The 17,631-nt window shown below is 57.3% G+C and carries 14 protein-coding genes and 2 pseudogenes; 3 read left to right on the top strand and 13 right to left on the bottom strand.

All coding sequences use genetic code 11. The annotated features are described in order from the left end of the window. Positions 1 to 96: 96 nt before the first annotated feature. From JFU37_RS26955 to JFU37_RS26940, 4 genes are all read right to left on the bottom strand, one after another. Positions 97 to 1,515, bottom strand: a complete 1,419-nt coding sequence (locus JFU37_RS26955; RefSeq protein WP_201120059.1) for a DUF1254 domain-containing protein — start codon at positions 1,513 to 1,515, stop codon at positions 97 to 99. A 72-nt stretch (positions 1,516 to 1,587) separates the two neighbouring features. After that, positions 1,588 to 2,514: an MOSC domain-containing protein gene (locus JFU37_RS26950; RefSeq protein ID WP_201120058.1), complete on the bottom strand. Its 927-nt coding sequence runs from the start codon at positions 2,512 to 2,514 to the stop codon at positions 1,588 to 1,590. Positions 2,515 to 2,642: 128 nt separating this feature from the next. Beyond that, the gene (locus JFU37_RS26945; protein ID WP_201120057.1) at positions 2,643 to 3,476 is read right to left on the bottom strand and encodes an SDR family NAD(P)-dependent oxidoreductase; all 834 of its coding nucleotides are present in this window, start codon (positions 3,474 to 3,476) and stop codon (positions 2,643 to 2,645) included. Between the two features lie 123 nt (positions 3,477 to 3,599). Continuing rightward, positions 3,600 to 4,076 carry a 2,4'-dihydroxyacetophenone dioxygenase family protein gene (locus tag JFU37_RS26940; protein WP_201120056.1) on the bottom strand — a complete coding sequence of 159 codons (477 nt, stop codon included), beginning with the start codon at positions 4,074 to 4,076 and terminating at the stop codon, positions 3,600 to 3,602. Positions 4,077 to 4,304: 228 nt separating this feature from the next. Between JFU37_RS26940 and JFU37_RS26935 the strand changes: the two genes are divergently transcribed. Next, positions 4,305 to 5,327, top strand: coding sequence for an AraC family transcriptional regulator (locus tag JFU37_RS26935; protein WP_201120055.1), 1,023 nt, complete (start codon positions 4,305 to 4,307; stop codon positions 5,325 to 5,327). Between the two features lie 459 nt (positions 5,328 to 5,786). Here JFU37_RS26935 and JFU37_RS26930 read toward each other — a convergent pair whose 3' ends face one another. From JFU37_RS26930 to JFU37_RS26900, 7 genes are all read right to left on the bottom strand, one after another. Next, entirely contained in the window at positions 5,787 to 6,353 is a 567-nt protein-coding gene (locus JFU37_RS26930; RefSeq protein WP_201120054.1) for a DUF2889 domain-containing protein, read from the bottom strand. Positions 6,354 to 6,415: 62 nt separating this feature from the next. Then, positions 6,416 to 7,399, bottom strand: coding sequence for an NAD(P)H-dependent flavin oxidoreductase (locus JFU37_RS26925; RefSeq protein WP_201120053.1), 984 nt, complete (start codon positions 7,397 to 7,399; stop codon positions 6,416 to 6,418). Between the two features lie 149 nt (positions 7,400 to 7,548). Continuing rightward, positions 7,549 to 9,102 carry a class I adenylate-forming enzyme family protein gene (locus JFU37_RS26920; RefSeq protein ID WP_201120052.1) on the bottom strand — a complete coding sequence of 518 codons (1,554 nt, stop codon included), beginning with the start codon at positions 9,100 to 9,102 and terminating at the stop codon, positions 7,549 to 7,551. A 50-nt stretch (positions 9,103 to 9,152) separates the two neighbouring features. Further along, a complete protein-coding gene (locus JFU37_RS26915; RefSeq protein WP_201120051.1) occupies positions 9,153 to 9,929 on the bottom strand; it encodes an SDR family NAD(P)-dependent oxidoreductase in 777 nt (258 codons plus the stop codon). A 72-nt stretch (positions 9,930 to 10,001) separates the two neighbouring features. Then, positions 10,002 to 11,159, bottom strand: coding sequence for an acyl-CoA dehydrogenase family protein (locus JFU37_RS26910; protein WP_201120050.1), 1,158 nt, complete (start codon positions 11,157 to 11,159; stop codon positions 10,002 to 10,004). Positions 11,160 to 11,219: 60 nt separating this feature from the next. Next, positions 11,220 to 12,461: a thiolase family protein gene (locus JFU37_RS26905; protein WP_201120049.1), complete on the bottom strand. Its 1,242-nt coding sequence runs from the start codon at positions 12,459 to 12,461 to the stop codon at positions 11,220 to 11,222. 27 nt (positions 12,462 to 12,488) lie between these two features. Further along, positions 12,489 to 13,274 carry an enoyl-CoA hydratase/isomerase family protein gene (locus JFU37_RS26900; RefSeq protein ID WP_201120048.1) on the bottom strand — a complete coding sequence of 262 codons (786 nt, stop codon included), beginning with the start codon at positions 13,272 to 13,274 and terminating at the stop codon, positions 12,489 to 12,491. 423 nt (positions 13,275 to 13,697) lie between these two features. On the opposite strand from JFU37_RS26900, the gene JFU37_RS26895 reads away from it, so the two are divergent. Together JFU37_RS26895 and JFU37_RS26890 are read left to right on the top strand one after the other, a co-directional pair. Beyond that, the gene (locus JFU37_RS26895; RefSeq protein WP_201120047.1) at positions 13,698 to 14,777 is read left to right on the top strand and encodes an AraC family transcriptional regulator; all 1,080 of its coding nucleotides are present in this window, start codon (positions 13,698 to 13,700) and stop codon (positions 14,775 to 14,777) included. A 626-nt stretch (positions 14,778 to 15,403) separates the two neighbouring features. Then, complete coding sequence (locus JFU37_RS26890; RefSeq protein ID WP_201120046.1) at positions 15,404 to 15,847, top strand: potassium channel family protein; 444 nt, start codon at positions 15,404 to 15,406, stop codon at positions 15,845 to 15,847. Positions 15,848 to 16,056: 209 nt separating this feature from the next. On the opposite strand, the pseudogene JFU37_RS26885 reads toward JFU37_RS26890, so the two are convergent. Together JFU37_RS26885 and JFU37_RS26880 are read right to left on the bottom strand one after the other, a co-directional pair. Continuing rightward, positions 16,057 to 16,896, bottom strand: a pseudogene (locus JFU37_RS26885) (HlyD family secretion protein); the annotation flags it as partial. After that, positions 16,893 to 17,543 (bottom strand): annotated as a pseudogene (locus tag JFU37_RS26880) (MFS transporter); the annotation flags it as partial. The pseudogenes JFU37_RS26885 and JFU37_RS26880, both read right to left, overlap by 4 nt. Positions 17,544 to 17,631: the final 88 nt, after the last annotated feature.

Genomic DNA, 17,631 nt, shown 5'->3' with positions numbered 1-17,631 from the left:
GAAATCGAATGGGTTCGGTGAGGGCACACTTCGACCTGTTGACACAAGGGGCCTAAGTAGCCGGCGCGACAGCGCCGACTCCCGCAATGCTGGTTTCTAGTTCAAACGGTTGACCGGTGGCGGTGCCCAGCCACCGTCGAGTGCCACTGGCTTGGGCCAGTAGAGGCGCAGATTCATGGTGAAGCCTCCGCTAGCTGGAGCCGGTAGCCAGTTGGTAAGCTTGTCGGCGTCTGGTGCCTCGCGCTGAATGTAGAGATCGAGCGAACCATCCGCGTTGAATTTCAGTGCGTCGCGATCACCCAGGGCGAAGCGATTGATCGGATTGGCAGTAAAGAGCTGGCGCTCGTCGTACATCGACAGCGACCAGAAGGCACGTATTGGCGGCAACTGCTCCTTGTCGAAATGCATCATGTACTTCGCCGCGCTGTCGAAAGGTTTGCCGTCGGCATCGTTAAACGCCGTCGGATAGATGTTGTCCTCGACAAGGTTCGCGCCAAGGCCGAATTGGGCCATGGTGGCGCGGCGGGTGTAGTCCGCGCCATAGGTGCCGATGGGCGATGAGAGCATGATCCAGCCGTTGCTGAGATTACCGAGATGGTGCGCTGCCAAGGCCATTTTCTTCCGTGCGTTTTCCGGTGCGGCTTGCAATGCCGCCTGCACTTCGGGCGCCAACTTTGTGAACTCGAACGCCTGGTCCGGGGCGATGCCCAGGCGAGCCAGACGCGCGAGCTGCGGGTAGTCGTTGGCATGCGGCTGATTGTTGTGCAGCAGTTGGGTGAACAGGGTGAAGAAGCGCACCGCATCCATCTTGTTGACTTGGTCGTGCGGCGAGCTCATGTCCTGCTCGGGCCGGTATTTTCCAGCGGGCGCGACATAGTCGGGCTTGCCCCAGGCCGATAAGGGAATCGCCTTGATGCCGGCCTGAAACTTGTGCACCGCTGCATAATCGGCAACACCTTTGGTCAGGGTACGGCCGCCCATCCGGCCGATGACCGTTGGCGAACGATAAACGGTGACGCCGGCCGGCAATGTGCCCTTCCAGTCGGGACCGACTATGGCGAGAGTTTGCGCGCCGTTTCCGGTCGTGCGGGTGCCGGCCGAGCTGAACACCTCGGTCCACAGGTCGAGAATTGGCAACAGGTAGTAACGCCCGCCCGAATCCGGCACGGTAATCAGCAGCGGCTCGCGGCTGACGTCGTACCAAAGCGCGGAATACAGCGTGTCGGCGTTGGGGCGAATGGACATAGTGGAGCTGGCGTCGGGAAAGCTGTCCAGGTGCGCAAACTGGTTCATCGGCGCCAACTTGCCGATGGGTTTATCCGTGTTGGTCGACACTTGACGGGTCACTTCCATCAACATCATCGGATAGGCGTAGATATAGGCCTCGGTGGCAATCTCATTCGTCTCCTCGGCGTTGGGCAATGCTGTCGTAGCTGCTGTTGCCGGCAGTGCCGCCAAGCCCATGGTCACGATGAACAAGCGGGCGAACCATAAAGCCATTTCAGATATGTACATGTAATACCCTTCGTTCAGTGTGGTTCAGGATAATTTCGTGCGGCGTCGACGATGGGCGGTGCCACGGCAGTCTCAAAGCAACTCCACCACATCACCTACGGCGACCTGGCTGGACTTTGTGGCATGGGCGTAAATGCCGAGATTCTGCCCCGCATCACGTACGATGCTACGCAGCACGGTCGAGTCCTTGGGCAGATCACTCTGGGCGTGGGCCGTCATCCCGCAGCGCAGGGTGGGGATTCCGCACGTCAAGGACAGCCCGCCCAGCCGCAAGGTCCGTCCCTCCCATCCCGCTTCGACCAAGCCTTCAATATCACCCTCGGTTTCGATCAGGAAGTTCGGGCGGAAACGCCGTGCGTCCCACGCCGCCGAGGGATTAAGCCGCTTCATCGCGGCGAGCGACGAGGTGGTGAGCAGATGGAGGGGCGCCAGGTCGAAGTAGGTGCCTGGCGGCGAGGTAAACTCAAACAGCTCGGACGGAATGCTGGCGTAATCCAACAGTGGCTCACCCGGCTCTCGGCTAAGCAGTTCCCGCGTCATGGTTTCAAAGCTGGTGTAGGGCAACAGTTTTTCCAGCAGCGGCCGCAGCACCCGATTACGGCTCAGCATGCCAATAAAGGCCGCTCCAGCTTGCCCACGGCGGTAATGGGCTTTGTCGCTGGCGGGTTGCAGCGGCCACAGTGAAACGGCGCGTCCCAGCAGTGCTGACAATCGGGCGTTGACCTGCGGGTCATCGCTGCCAATGTGGGTACCGTCCGGCAGGCGGATGTCAACGTGTGGAGTCTGCCCATTGACTGGTTGTTCGCGATAACGCGACGCATGCTGCAATAGTGTGGGCATGTTCTTTGCGCCGCGAATCTCACCCGCGACATCGTCACGCAAGGCCCAGCCCCGGTCACCAGGTATCCCCATGTTGCCTACGGTGCAGCTCAAGAGCTTTTCGCCGCCCATTGATTTCACCGGGTAGCGCCAAATCTCGCGGACTCTTCCAACGATCATGTCTATATCTCTACAGTGGGAAAAACAGGAAGCTGCAGAACGCTAGAGCCAGGACTCCTCTGCTCAACACCGTTCAATCCAGATCGGATTGACCTTGCTGGACATCGGGTGGCCGGGGAAAGCAATGATCAGAGGTAACCGATTTTTCGCGCGTCGCTCAACATCACCCGACGCATCAGGCCCAAGGACAGGCGCTTGAGGTGGAATATCAGCTTGGCGAACGGCCCGACCAGCAACAGGTCCTGGCCTTTCTGCACGGCGCGGACCATGCCTTCGGCGACCAGTTCCGGTTCACAGCCCTTGGCCTGGTAGTACGCATGCAAACGCTTGAGCTGTGCTTCGCTGACCGATGGCGAAATGTTGCTTCGGGCCTGCGTGATCGGGGTATTGATGACCCCGGGACAAACAGTGGTCACGCCGATATCGGTATCGGCCAGTTCCATCTTCAGTACTTCACTGAAACCAAACACCGCATGTTTCGATGCGGCATAGGCCGCCATCGTTGGCGAGGGGTAGATGCCGGCCACCGAGGCCACGTTTAGCACATGGCGCGTGCCCCCGGCCTTGATCATTTGTGGGATGAAGTGATAGCAGCCATGCACCACGCCCATCACATTGATATCCATCACCCGTTGCCAATGGGCCAGATCGCTCTGCAGGAACTGGCCAAGGTAGCCGATTCCAGCGTTGTTGATCAGTACATCGAGCGGCCCAAGTGTGGTGTGAATATGCTCAGCGAATGCTTGCATTTCGCTCTCGCTCGATACATCGAGCTTGTAAGTCATGCAGGCTGCGCCCAAAGCTTCGACTTCAGTTTGCACACCTTTCAGCGCATCTGAGTTGATGTCGGTAGCGATGATATGGGCACCACGGCGGGCGAACGCAAGAGCCGCCTCCCTACCGATGCCAGAGGCGGCACCGGTGATCAGGACTCTCTTGTTCTTCAGATTGGGTATGGCCATGTCGGTTTTCCAGCGGGAATGTGGGCGTCTGCAATCAGCAATGCTCGATCAGCTCAAGGTCGCTTAAATGGCTGTCAGACAGGTGGCGGCGGTCCCTTGAAGGGGGCTGATCGCCGCGGTAAGTCAGGCCGAGAAACTGGTGATGTCCTTGGCTTCGATGTCATTGGCTTCGCAGAAGGCGCGGTAGCGCTCCACGCTCGATTTCCAGTTCTCGATGGCGCAGATGTTGTCGTTCTCGTCGTAATAAAGCAGGTCACCCTGGGTGATATTCAGGGTGATGATTTCATCGCCGTACTCCTCTAGCGCGATCGGGGTATGGCTGGTGCCGGCGGTTTCGAACACCAAGCCGCCCGGTTTGGAGATCCAGTCGTGCTCGAGGTATTTCCAGCCACCCTTGACGGTGTAAACGATCACGGTGCCGGTATGGTAGTGCCTGGGCAGCGTGGTGCCAGCCGGGGCCTTGAGCAAGGTGATGGTCTCGCCACGAACCGGGTCGCACTTGATGTACTTGATGAAAACTTCATCGCTGTAGGGCGCGAAAGGAACCCAAGGCAGGTCTTCGTCATTGATGGCCGCGGTATCGATGCTTTCGTACAACATGGTGATGCTCCTCTGGACTGCCGACGGTGGCAAAGTGAATGCTCTAGGGGCCCTTGAAGTTGACCAAACGAGCCGAGCGGATAGGTGTAGATCGCCCAGGCGCAATTACTGGTATTTCTTGATCCGTATCAGAGGGCGAAATGAAGTGTGCGCCGCCGTTCGGTTACAATATTGTCCTAAGACGAAAGAGTTTTGTCCTGAGACGAAGGTCAGAGAAGGGAATAGGCAATGCAAGTCATGGTGCGGAGTGCGTCCCTGACCGGTTACCGGGCGCTAGTGAGCGAGCTTGGCGGCGATCCGCTGCCATTGCTGGCGCTGTTCCAGATTGCTCCCGCGACACTCGATGACGACGAGGGCATGGTGCCTTACAGCAATGCTATCCGGCTGTTGCAGGCGACCGCCGAATGCTTGCAATGCGCAGATTTCGGCCTGCAGCTAGCCGCGCGGCAAGGGCTGCAGGTGCTGGGACCGTTGGCCATCATCGGGCAGGACGCGCGGACAGTGGGCGAGGCCTTCGGCGTGATCGGCCGATATTTGCATTACCACAGCCCGGCCCTGCGTATCGCGGTGGAAGCCGATGACACGCCAGAACTACGCCGCATCGCGTTCACCATTGATGTCGAGGGCTGCCCACAACGCAACCAGGCGATAGAGCTAACGTTGGGGGTTGTATGCAATGTGCTGAAAATGTTGTCGGGCGAAACGGTCCGCCCCACACGCGTGCTGATGCGTCATGCGCCCAGCCTGCCGGAGCGGCGCTACCGCGACTGGTTCGGCTGCGAGGTGCGTTTCCGGGAAGCGGTCAATGCGCTGCAGATCCATGCCGATGTATTGGCGCTGCAGATAGACCCGTCCCAGCCCGGCCTGATTCGCATGGCGCAATCGTATGTCGAAAGTATCATCGGGCAACGGCCGATGAGCCTGGCCGGTCAGGTCGGTGCCTTGATCGAGCGCCTGCTGGACACCAATACATGCAACTTGAAACAGGTGGCGGCACATGTCTGCATGCACGAGCGCACGCTGCAAGGACATCTGATGGCGGAGGGACTGAGCTTTTCGATCCTGGTGGACAGGGTCCGGCGTCAACGCGCGGAGGAATACCTGGCGCAAAAGGGTATGCCAATGGCGCAGATCACCGGGCTGCTCGGCTATGCCGAACAAAGTTCCTTCAACAAGGCGTGCCAGCGCTGGTTCGGCGCTACGCCGAAAGCTGTGCGCGCAACGATCTTACTGTCCAATTGGGGTAGATAGACCTGCGCATCCAGTTGGTTGTTGACGACCTTTTCGTTACAAACTCCCATATGCTTCAGCTACCGACCTTTTGCGTTAGCTGGTACCAATCCTTTTGGCTCAGAGTCTACAAAAACTCCTCCGCGAACCCTTGTTATGATTTCTGAGGAGTTCATCGCAAGGATCGCCCATGACACCCTTTATTCAAGGTGAAGTCTGCGTTGCTACTTAAAATCTACCAGCGCTTGGTTGGTCAGCAGACCTGAACTGTGCGTAGGAACCCAATTTTCATTGCGGTTCTGACAGTCAAACTCCGCTCTAAAACGTTTTCAAACAGCCTGGATCCAATGCAGCCATTCGTATGAAGCAGAAGTCAGTCAAACGGCCTGTCAGTTTCGCGTAATAAATCACAAGCTTTTATCTACCGTCTTGACTGAATTTCTCGGCGTCACCTGAGCCGCTTAAGCGCAGCGCCTTACGCTAGTGTTTTTTTTGTAATTCAGGAAAAAACCGCATGACCGTCTCCCCGTCGGCTCTCCAGCCGTGACACGAATCGATCAGGTTCGATGCCACCTCTTTCATCACCGGGCTGTGCCAGCCCAGGCTGCCTTGTTGCGACAATAAATGACCTGAGATGGTTTGATAAGCGGTGGTGGCGATTGGGCCGAGCAATTCGGTGAGATGAGTGCAACCGCTGCGGCCGCTAAAAATTTCCCGCACTTTTGCACTGAATCCCGCACCGATGCGCAATCCAATCAGCTTGCGGTAGTCGGTGTTGACCTCGCCGCACGTCACGGCTGGCCCATGCAGGGTCAGCGCTTCGGCGTCATGAATCGTGAAATCACGATCGATGCAAAGCCTGAGCACCATCTCATGCCAAGGTTGCCCGGCTTTCAGCTCTCTGCCGTTGGACATCGTCGTATCGTACTTCTTGGCATCGGTGATATGGCCTTCAATATCGAACATACCATCGTGCCGTAGATAGCCTTGGCATTCCACTTGCCGGGTATGTAATGGTGTGCGGTCGACCGGGGGGCTGATCTTCATAGTGCTTTTCTCCATGACAGCGCAGGCCAATACGTGTCGGGTATCGGCCGGCTGCTGGTTCCTCAACAATGCAATTGATACTCGTTCTTCAGCTGTATTATCACTTCGGCTACGCTACATATGCGATCCGTGGCGCCGACACCCTGGCCGGCGCTCCAGATATCTTTCCAGCGTTTGAATACCTCTACTTCCTTGTTGACATCGATGCCGGTGCCATTTCGCGTGCCGTCAGGTGCAAAGCCGCATTTGACCAGGCTGCTGCGGAGTAAATTAGCCGGAATGCCGGTGACCTCATCGGTCAGCACCACATCGTCAGCGTCGCTGGTCACTAACATTTCCCGATATTGTTCGCTGGCCAGGCTCTCGTACGTCGCGATAAAGCGTGTGCCCATATAGGCGAGATCGGCGCCCAACATTTGCATCGCTGCGATGGCGCGGCCGTCGCCGATCGCGCCGGCCAGTGCGATCGGGCCGTCCCAGAATTGCCGCACCGCCGGCACGAACGCGAAGGGATTGAGTTTCCCGCAGTTGCCACCGGCGCCGGCACACAGCAGCACCAGTCCATCGACACCGCCGTCAATCGCGCGCCGCGCGTGACGTATCGATGCGACATCAGCGAACACCAGTCCGCCGTAGGAGTGAACCGCCTCGTTTACACTTTTCGGATCGCCAACTGCGGTGAATACGATAGGGACCTTGTACTTGACTACGACCGCGAGATCGGCTTCCAGCCGTTCGTTACTGCGGTGGGTCACCAGGTTGACCGCCAGAGGACCGGTCAGTTGATCCGGGTGCGCCGCCTTGTGTCGGGCGATCTCGGTTGTGACTTGCGCCAGCCATTGATCGAACAGCTCGGAGCTGCGGGCATTCAATGCCGGCAGGGTGGCAACGATCCCGGCTTTGGCACCGGCGATCACCAGTTCGGGACCGGATAGCAGGAACATCGGCGCCGCAACCACGGGAAGCGCCAGGTCAAACGGCAGACGAGAGCTGCGTCGACTCTGTGCAGGCAGTGTGTGCTCTTTTATCAGATTTGTTTTTTCCATTGTGGCTTCTCCGGTATTTGATTAAGTGAATGACTGCGCTGGACATTGATGCATTCGACTCCCCCGCCGCTGCCCGCCCGATGTTTGCTGATCAATCTGGGTACGCGGTTTTTGTGGGGGGGCGTGATATGGTCGAGCGTTTCAAGCAATCAAACTGCACGCCACCGGTCCCCCCAGAATTTTGCGCGTACATCTTTCTTAAGTAGCTTGCCCACAGCGCTTCGCGGCAAATCGACCCAAAACTCAACCGACTTCGGCGCCTTGGTGCTGCCCAGATGCTCTTTGCACAGAGCTATCAGTTCTTCTTCACTGACGCGCTGTCCCTGCTTGAGTTGCACCACTGCCTTGACGGCCTCGCCCCATTTGTCATCCGGCACGCCAATGACGATGCAATCCAGTACGCAGGCATGGCCCTGAATGACCTTCTCGATTTCCACCGGATAGATGTTGAAGCCGCCGGATACGATCATGTCCTTGGTGCGGTCCACAACGGTCAGGAAACCGCGCGCATCCATGACGCCGACATCGCTGGTGTGATGCCACCCAAAGGTGGACACCTCAGCCGTCTCTTCCGGTTTCTTGTAATAACCCTGCATGACCATTGATGAACGCACCACAATCTCTCCGCGCTCACCTGGCGGCAGCAAATTGCCAATCTCGTCCATGATGCCGATGCGCGCCCCGTCCACGGCCTTGCCTGCGGCACACACCACATCCTCGTCGAAGCTGCCATCCGCTTTGAGATAGCCTTTCGGTCCTTTGACCACGTTCGGAAACAGGGTTTCGGTCTGACCGTAGGTTTCATACATGATCGGGCCAAACACCTTTACCGCCTCCTTGAACTTCTCGGGTGCGATCGGTGCGGTGCCCACAATGAAGCACTGCAGTGATGAGAAGTCTGCCTGCTTGGTGCGTGGATGCGCCATCAGGCTGTAGACGGCTGTCGGCGGCAAAAACAGGTGTGTGACCTTTTCTGCCTCGATCAGATTCAGAATGGCGTCCACGTCAAAGCCCGGCAAAATGATATTGGTGCCGCCGCGAATCGCGAAACCGAGCACCAGCACTCCAGCCGCATGGGTCACTGGGGCAATCACCAGATGACGCGACTGCGCTGTGATCTTGAACGCGGAAGCCATCGCATGGCTCATCATTTCCAGTGAGCGATGGGTATGCACGACCCCCTTGGAAGGACCGGTCGTGCCACCGGTGGGTTGCAGGAAGGCCCCGTCCAGCGGATTCTCTTGCGCGTTACGGAAAGGCGTCCAGCAATCCGCTAGCCAGTCCTGCAGGAATTGACCCTGTTCGGATGCGCGGTCGATACAGATATACAGCTTGGCTTTCGACAGTTTTGCCTTCAATACCGGCACGCTGCTCTCGAAATAGCTATGGAAAAACACGATGTCGGTATCGAAGTAGTCGAGGATTTTGGCATTCGTTTCAACTGTATTGCGCGTGTGTACCGACATCCAGGCCTTGTCCGCCAGATTCACGCCAAGATGCAGCAGGCTTACCCGATAATCGTTTGGGCTGTAGATTGCGACATGGCTGCCAGCTCCTGCTTTGTCGGCACGGGTCAGTGCATGGGCCACCGCATGGACGAACTTCAGTGCATCGGCAAAATTAATGCGCGTGGCGCCGTCGATGAAGGCCAGGCCCTGTGGATCGTGTTCAGCAGCAGCGTCAAAGTAGTCAGCGAGTCTCATTTTTTTTACTCGTTTTAAGTGCGAAGCGCGCCCTGATTAATGAATGTCTGTTATCTGGCCCTTAGCCGTGATGCGCCGTCGAGACGGATGGTTTCGCCGTTGACGTAGGCGTTCTCGATCAGGAAGGCACAGCAATGGGCGAACTCGCGCATGTCACCCAAGCGCTTGGGGGCTTCCATCTGTTCTTTCAGGGAATTGAGGACTTTCTCGTCGAGGCCGGCCACCATGGTGGTCAGGAACAGGCCAGGCGCGATGGCGTTGACCCGAACCCCAATCGCACCCAGTTCACGTGCGGCCGGCATGTTCATGCCGATCACACCAGCTTTGGTAGCCGCATAAGCACACTGACCCACCTGACCTTCGTAGGCGGCACCAGACGACACGTTGATTACCACACCGCGCTCTTCGCCGGCTTCGGCTTCGTTGTTGGCCATGTGCTCGGCGCACTTGGACATGACGTTGAACACGCCATTGAGGTTGATCGCCGTGGCTTGGGCGAAGCGCGACAGCGGCGCAGCCTTGCCTTCCTTGCCCAGCACTTTGAAACCGGTCGGCACGGCCGCGCCATTAATGCACACATGAATCGCGCCGAATCTGGCGATGACGGTATCGACTGCGTTCTGCACCGAGGCTTCATCGCTGACGTCGGTCTGCACGAACATCGCGCGGTCGGCGCCGATCTCGGCGACAGCTTTTTCCCCGGCTTCGATATTCAGGTCGAAAATTGCCACGCGGGCGGCTTTCTCGCCCGCCATGTAACGCGCGGTAGCCAGACCCAGGCCCGAGGCGCCGCCGGTGATTACGATGACTTTGTCTTCAATACGCATGAATGTGTCCCTGTTCGCTGCCCGGCTCGCAGGAGCCGGGTTGTTATTGTTAGGTGTGGAACTGACGGTTGATCAGAACGCGTTGACCCCAGTCAGGGCGCGGCCAATGATCAGCTGCTGGATCTGCGTGGTGCCTTCCGGAATCGGCACGATGATCGCTTCACGGGCCAGTTTCTCGACCAGGAAGTCGGTGGTCACACCGGCGCCGCCATGAATCTGCACCGCTTGACGGGCGATGGTCACCGCGGCTTCACAGGCAAAGTATTTAGCCATGGCCGCTTCCATTTCTGCCGGGATGCCGGCCCCGATCATCTCGGCGGCGCGGTAGGTCAGCAGGCGGGCCGCATCAACGTTGGTTGCCATCTCCGCCAGCATGGCGCTGATCAATTGGTGGCCGGCAATCAGCTTGCCGTGCTGCTTGCGTTCCTTGGCGTAACGCACGGCTTCTTCCAGTGCGCGGCGACCAATGCCCAGGCCTTGAGCCGCGACAAACACTCGCGAGCGCTCGAAGAGCGACAGAGTGTTTTTCAACGCCTCACCTTCCTTGCCGATGATGTTGCTGGCGGGGACGCGAACATCGTTAAGAAAGATCTGTGCGGTCGACTGGCTGTTGAAGGCAATCTTGTGAATGTTGCGGACTTCGTACGGGTGCTCTTTGCGGTCGAGCAAAAAATGCGTCAGGCCCTTGCGCGGATCATCGCCGGTGCGGCAGGTGCAGATCAGGAAGTCGGAGTAGGAGCCGTTGCTGATCCAGGTTTTCTCACCGTTGATGATGAAGTCGTCACCGTCGCGACGGGCACGGGTCTTGATCTCCAGCACATTGGAACCGACGTCCGATTCCGAGATACCCATGCTTACAAACAGGTCGCCGCTGATCAGGTCCGGCAGGTAACGCTCGCGCAGGTGATCCGGTGCCAGTTTTTCCAGTATCTGCGCGCCGAAGGAGTTGATCAGCACGGGCGTCGACAGGTCCACTGAGCAAGCGGCAACTTCTTCGAAGAGCATGATCATGGTCGGCCAATCCAGGCCCATACCGCCATTGGCTTCGCTGACCGCGCCAGAGATCATGCCGAACTCGGTGAGTTGGCGCATGACCTCGGCCATCTTCTCGCGCGGGATGAATTTGTCACGGTATTCCTTGTTGAACACTGGGTCGATCTTGTCGGCCAGGAAACGGCGGAAGCTCTCGACGGCGTCAAGCTGCTCAGCGGTACGCATCACGTGTCCCATGGTGTTCTTCCTTCACTGTTCTTGTTGACTGGACCCAGTGGTAGGGCCCAGTGGCGGGATTTAGTGTTTGGCGAGGATGGTGACGCCGACCACGGCTTCTTCGATGCCGTACAGACCGCCGCCGTTTTCCTGAATGGCGATGCGGGCACCCTCGACCTGGCCCTTGCCAGCCTCGCCACGCAACTGTGTGACCAGTTCGTGGATCTGCCCCAGGCCGGTGGCGCCGAGCGGATGACCTTTGGATTCCAGGCCGCCCGACGGATTGATCGGTATGCGTCCACCTACCGTAAAGTCGCCGCGCTCGACCGCTGGACCACCCTCGCCGAACGGCACCAGCATCAGGGATTCGGCGTTGAGGATTTCGCCGATGGCGGAAGCGTCATGCACTTCAGCGACATTGACGTCGGCAGGCGCAACGCCAGCCAGTTCGTAAGCCTTTTTGGCGGCCAAATGCGCCACGATCTTTTGCGGCTCGTCCCGGCCGCGCGAAGAGCCGGTCTGGATCACGCTGGCCAGCACACGAATAGCACGACCACCTGCGCCGTTGAGGCGCTTGAGGCTCTCGGCATTGCACAGCACGACAGCGGCTGCGCCGTCGCTGACGGGCGAACACATCGCGGTTGTTAGCGGATAACAGATTGGCGGCGAAGCGAGTACTTCATCGATGCTTAATGGCATCTGGAACTGCGCCAGCGGGTTGTGCACCGAATGCTGGTGATTCTTGGCGGCGACAGCCGCGATCTGACGCTGGGTCGTGCCATAACGCAGCATGTGGTTACGACACATCGCTGCATACACATCCATGAACACGCTGTAAGGGCGTTCGGACACTGTGCCTGGCGGTGGCGCGATACCTTCGCCCAGGACCAGCAAGGTTTTCTTGTTTTCTTCTACCGTCGAGACGTCCCAGCCGCCATCGAAGGCAGTGAACATCTTGGCCTTGTCGGGGATATTCATTTTCTCGGCACCCACCGCCAGCGCGATGTCACAGCTACTGGAGCGCAGCGCCATGGTGGCCAAATTGAAGGCTGAAGAACCGGAGGCGCAAGCGTTTTCTACGGTGAAGACCGGAACACCTTCAATGCCGAGGCGGCGTATGGCGACCAGACCGGGAATCGAGGTCTGACCTTGAAACTGGCCATTGGTCACGCTGGCGTAAAAGACCGAGCCTACGTCTGCAGTTTCGCATCCGGCATCCTTCAGAGCCAAACCCACAGCTTCGCCGACCAGGTCATACACCGACAAGTCCAGAAGACGTCCAAATTTAGTCATACCGACGCCGACTACGTAAACTTCAGTCATCGCTTTATCCTCTACGAGAGTTGGAGATCAACGGCCCTGAAACTGCGGCTTGCGCTTTTCGGCAAATGCCTGCACGCCTTCCTGAAGATCGGCGCTGCGCAAGTGCTGGCGCAGCAGAACCTGCTCGTGCAGCAAGGCATCGTCGGCAGATTTATCTGCCGTGGAGCACGCGACTTCTTTCATGCGGCGCAAAGCGATCGGACTATGGCCGGCGATGTGCTGCGCCAGTGTGGATACGGCGTCCTGGAAGACGTCATCGGCATGGACTTCGCATACCAGACCGCAAGCTTTCATCTCGGCGGCCGACAACGATTTCCCGGTCAGCAGCAAATACATCGCCATGTTTCGTGGAATCAGGCGCGGCAAGATCGCCGCACCGCCGGCGCCGGGATAGACGCCGAAATTGGCATGCGCATCGGCGATCCTGGCGCTCTCGGCGGCGACGATCAGATCGGCGCACAGGGCCAATTCAAGACCACCGCCCATCGTGACACCATTGAGCGCGGCTATGACGGGCTTGGGAAAGTGGCGCAATTTGGCATATACCAGACTGGCGTGATCCAGAAAATCCGCTTCGCCCGGTGCCACTTCCGAGCTTGCCAACACGGCTTTCAGGTCTGCACCGGCGCAGAACGCCGAGCCGCTGCCGGTCAGCACCAGGACACGGATTTCTGCGTTATTGCCGATCTCGTCGAGGCGATTTCCAAGTTCCGTCAGGAGTTCCAGGTTCAGGGCATTCAACGCCTTGGGACGGTTCAGGGTGAGATGCGCAACAGCACCTTGCATCTGAAATAACAATACGTCTTGTGTCATGACGACTCCTAAGTCCGGTGTCTGGTTGGCTACAATTGACGAACCGATATTAGGAGGGGCATCTGGCGGATACAGGTCTTTGCATCGCAAGCATCGGTCAGTTGGTTGTTTATTGCAGGGTGCGACCTGACCGGCCAAAAATTAAGGAATCCGGGGCTTGGCCCGTCGGAGGTGCGACGACTGGAATAGGAGAACGCCAAGGGAATTCGCTATGAAGCTCAGAACCACAACTCCGGACGTCCTGTGTATGAATGACACGCCCAACGGGGACAGATGGAGGGCAAAATCATAGTCCGCAGATATCCATTTCATTACAATCAAACGAGAAATGGCACGACCGACACGCTGAGTGTGGGTAGCCAGATTATTACCTCAACCCGGCCACCTTAAAAATCCACGTCGGTTTTCTGCATGGATAAACCAATGCCCAATTTGAAACCACCAGCGTCCCCAATCGATGCCGATGCTGTACCGATTTCCGGCATAGGCGAGCCCACCATTTTCGCCGGTTATGGGCAGGCAATTAGCAAGGCACTTGAATCATCCGGTGTCGACAGTGGCCGAATCTTCCGCGCGGTCGGGATTCCGCCGGTGTTTTCCAACGATCCGATGAGCCGCCTGCCGCGGGAAGCCATGACCAGGCTTTATCGCGTTTGTGTCGACGCCACCAACAATCCCTACTTCGGCCTGATGGTGGCAAAGTACTTGCATCCTACGAACCTGCACGCGCTCGGCTACGCGCTGGTCGCCAGCGCAACACTGATGGATGTCTGCCAGCGCCTGGAACGCTATATGCGACTACTGACGCAGGCCCCCAAAGTCAGCGTGACTGAAACCGACGGCCAGGTGCTTTTACGCTTTGAGTATCTGACCGAAGTATGCAGTGAAGCTGAAGATTCATTTATCGGCTTCTTGCTTCTGCTGATGCGCAATCTCTACAAGCCGAACTTCAATCCGGCACGGGTGGAATTCTGTCATGCAATGCCGCTGGGTGGTGCCGCGCCCTACGAGGCATTGATTCGGGCACCGGTTTTGTTTGCGCAGACGGACAGTTTGTTAGTCTTTGACAGTGCCGACATGCATCAAAGTCTTGGCGGATCCTGTCCCGACCTGGCGCAGATCAATGACACTATCGCAATTGGTTTTTTAGCCCGTCTGGACAAAAGCGATGTCATTACAGGCGTTAAACAAAAGATCATTGAGTTTTTGCCCGACGGCGATTGCGGCCGCGACAAAGTCGCAAAAGCACTGCGTATGACCCCATTAACCTTGCATTCGAAGCTGGCGCAGCGCGGTACCACTTTTCAGCAGTTATTCGAAAACACGCGCAAGGAACTTGCCTGCAGCTATCTGGAAAAAGGTCAGAGCGAACGCTCCGTGACCGAGATCACCTTCTTGCTCGGCTTCACCGATACCAGCAATTTCACGCGCGCATTCAAGCGCTGGACCGGCATGTCGCCGACCGATTTTCGTCATCAGGACAAATCGCTCGCCGGCGATTGATACCTGCCCCATCGATTTGCCCGCACTACCTCTACTGCAGTGCAGGATCCGGGACGATGATCTCGAAACCCTGCGAAAAATTATCCAGCAATCCTAACCACGCGCCGAGCGGCTGTGGATTCTCATCGACTTTGATGAGTTTGCCCTCTTCCCTATTTTCGTACAGAACCTAGGCGATATAGCTGACGACCGCTTTGGTCGGGCGCGACTCCGAGTCGATCGCGGGCGAGTCCCGGCTCGCCCACATTGAAGCCAAGAGTCTCCAGTTCAAGGGGCTCGGTGCAAATCGATAGGAAATCAGCGATGCTTCCCTGGAAATGATCGAAGAACAGAAGCAGTCATTTGGGGAAACGTCTATGAGTTTAAGGACGATTCGATCGTGCGATATGGCAGCCCTTCGTCCGGTCACTATTCGTCACGGACGAGCAAAACCTGATCGTTCTGTCGGGTGCATGAGTCGCCTTGGAAACTGCCAGGATATTCAATCCACTATGCTCTAAAGCGTAAGCCCAAGGGTTAGCTAATTATGTTCTTTTACGTTGACCTACCGATTGAATGCTGATATTGGCCAGTGCAACCGCGAGACTATAAGTCGACACATTTGTTGGCCTCCCAGAGGAACACCAATGACTTCAATTATCTTCTTCGCATGGGGTCTGGCGGCCAGTACAGTGATCGTGCATGCAATCGGTCTGGCCTGGTTGCTGAGGGCTTTGGCGCGGTTGGAAACTCTCCATCTACAGCACCTCTGGGCGATTAGCTGGAGGCTGGTATGGGTAGCCACTTACCTGATTGTGCTCCATATGATGGAAATTTCGATCTGGGGGATGTTCTATCTGTGGCAAGAATGTCTGCCGGATATCGAAACGGCGCTCTACTTCTCCGGGGTGACTTACGCGACGATTGGTTACGGCGACGTGGCACTCGCGAAGCCGTGGAGGTTGTTTGGGCCGATCGAGGGTTTGATTGGCATCCTCATGTGCGGTTTATCCACGGGCTTCTTCTTCGCTGTGGTTAATCATATTTATCAGATGGTTCACACGAAAGCCGACAACGATCACAAGTCCTGATGCATTCTCATCTTGCAGGGTACGGCGCTAAAAAGTTTAGTTTTTGGCTCGTGACATGCTGGAGATGGTGCTTACTGACCATCGAAACTAGTCGCAAACCTGTACCAGCCTTCATCTGTTTACTGTGGATTGTCGGTGGAGGCATCGCTTTGCACGGCCGTATCAATACTCACAACCACTGACATCCCCGGGCTTAGCCGTTCGCTTTATGCCTGATTGGAATCGACGGTAATCCGCACCGGGATTCGCTGGGCTATTGTCACGAAATTGCCGGTAGCATTGTCGGGTTGCAGCAAGCTGAACTCGGAGTCGGTAGCCGGAGAGATACGCTGCACCCGGCCATGGAATTTCTGGTGATTAAGGGCATCAACGGTAAAGGTTACCGGTTGGCCGATATGTATATTGTTCATCTGGGTTTCTTTCATGTTGACCATTACCCACAGCTGATTCGGCACCAGCATCATCAACTGCGGGCCGGAGTTCACATAGGCACCAAGGCGGACACTGATCTGCCCGAGCTGACCGTCCTGCGGGGCGACCACGCTCGTGTTGGACAGATCGATCCGCGCCAGTTCTACTGCGGCCTCATCACTGGCAACTGCGGCCTCAAGCGAGCCGCGATTGACGATCACTGTTTGCAGGTCCTGTCGGGAAATTTCCAGACTGGCCTGAGCCTGAGCCACCCCAGCGACGGCTTGTGCATTGGCCGCACGAGTGACATCCAGCCTTACCAGCAGGTCCCCGTTCTTGACGAACTGGAAATCCTGCACCGGCACTTCGAACACATAACCACTGAGCTTTGGGCCGATGACCGTCACTTGGCCGCGCACCAGTGCGTTTTTGGTGCTTTCAATGGCGCTGCCGAACGGCGGCAGCTCCCAGGCAAACAGCACGATCAACACCCCGACGATGGCTATCGCGGCAAAACCCAGAGTCGAAATGATCCGCACCGGCAACGAACGCGGCCCAGTGCTGGATGCTCCATGCGGCGCCATGCCTTCGGGAGTCGAGGCGATGGCGTTGTTGGTCGTGGTGATCGGTTCGGTCATGAAGACGAAGCTCCATTGGCCGGCACAGGAGGGACGGCTTTGGTAGCGCTAATCAGCCACAAGCTGCGAATGAATCCAAAGCATGGCCAGCATCGCGATCACCGCAATCAGCATGAACACATTGTTGTAAGCCATGATATTCGCCTCCCGAGTCGCGGCCGTCGCCAGGGAGCGTATACCTTGAGTCGTTCGAGCGGACGGGTCGGCGATGCTTGAGGCGTAACTCGCGGCGCTGCCTTGCACACGGCTGAGCACTTGTAGATCGGTCAGGGCCAGACGTTCGACGATATGACTGGAGTGGAATTTTTCCCGAGCGATCTGGAACGTCCCCAAAAGCGCGCTACCAATTAAGCCACCTAGGCTCTGGCAAATCCCGAACAGCACCGAAAAACTCACCAGATTTCGCGGATTGATACTCACGTTACGGACGCCAAGCACCATTGTCGGTCCAAGGAAAAACGTTCCGCCGAAGGCCAGCAGAACTGACTGAAGTACATGTTGGCCGGGCGTGTCAGGTTGCTCGAGAAACTGTCCATCACCGAACCGGTGGCCATCAACGCCAGGGAAATGACCAATGGCATGAACAGGTGCGAGGGATGGATGGTCAACGTGCTGGTGGCCAAGCCGGCAACGCTGCCCAACAGCATGGACAAGGCTTGCGCATCGGCACCTCGATAAACTCAATCGGAAATAAACTTTCTAAAATCTCTGTTATGACTCCCGATGAGCATTCTC

The sequence above is a fragment of the Pseudomonas sp. TH41 genome (genome assembly GCF_016650695.1).
In the GTDB taxonomy this organism is placed as follows: domain Bacteria; phylum Pseudomonadota; class Gammaproteobacteria; order Pseudomonadales; family Pseudomonadaceae; genus Aquipseudomonas.
Note: the sequence above shows the minus strand (reverse complement) of the source record. Positions and strands in the feature narration are given on the sequence as shown.

What these genes read in the sequence shown, in the direction of transcription:
- JFU37_RS26905 (WP_201120049.1), bottom strand. Translation starts at nt 12,461, where the DNA reads ATGACTGAAGTTTACGTAGTCGGCGTCGGTATGACTAAATTTGGACGT.
- JFU37_RS26955 (WP_201120059.1), bottom strand. Translation starts at nt 1,515, where the DNA reads ATGTACATATCTGAAATGGCTTTATGGTTCGCCCGCTTGTTCATCGTG.
- JFU37_RS26920 (WP_201120052.1), bottom strand. Translation starts at nt 9,102, where the DNA reads ATGAGACTCGCTGACTACTTTGACGCTGCTGCTGAACACGATCCACAG.
- JFU37_RS26910 (WP_201120050.1), bottom strand. Translation starts at nt 11,159, where the DNA reads ATGGGACACGTGATGCGTACCGCTGAGCAGCTTGACGCCGTCGAGAGC.
- JFU37_RS26925 (WP_201120053.1), bottom strand. Translation starts at nt 7,399, where the DNA reads ATGGAAAAAACAAATCTGATAAAAGAGCACACACTGCCTGCACAGAGT.
- JFU37_RS26930 (WP_201120054.1), bottom strand. Translation starts at nt 6,353, where the DNA reads ATGAAGATCAGCCCCCCGGTCGACCGCACACCATTACATACCCGGCAA.
- JFU37_RS26895 (WP_201120047.1), top strand. Translation starts at nt 13,698, where the DNA reads ATGCCCAATTTGAAACCACCAGCGTCCCCAATCGATGCCGATGCTGTA.
- JFU37_RS26915 (WP_201120051.1), bottom strand. Translation starts at nt 9,929, where the DNA reads ATGCGTATTGAAGACAAAGTCATCGTAATCACCGGCGGCGCCTCGGGC.
- JFU37_RS26900 (WP_201120048.1), bottom strand. Translation starts at nt 13,274, where the DNA reads ATGACACAAGACGTATTGTTATTTCAGATGCAAGGTGCTGTTGCGCAT.
- JFU37_RS26950 (WP_201120058.1), bottom strand. Translation starts at nt 2,514, where the DNA reads ATGATCGTTGGAAGAGTCCGCGAGATTTGGCGCTACCCGGTGAAATCA.
- JFU37_RS26890 (WP_201120046.1), top strand. Translation starts at nt 15,404, where the DNA reads ATGACTTCAATTATCTTCTTCGCATGGGGTCTGGCGGCCAGTACAGTG.
- JFU37_RS26945 (WP_201120057.1), bottom strand. Translation starts at nt 3,476, where the DNA reads ATGGCCATACCCAATCTGAAGAACAAGAGAGTCCTGATCACCGGTGCC.
- JFU37_RS26940 (WP_201120056.1), bottom strand. Translation starts at nt 4,076, where the DNA reads ATGTTGTACGAAAGCATCGATACCGCGGCCATCAATGACGAAGACCTG.
- JFU37_RS26935 (WP_201120055.1), top strand. Translation starts at nt 4,305, where the DNA reads ATGCAAGTCATGGTGCGGAGTGCGTCCCTGACCGGTTACCGGGCGCTA.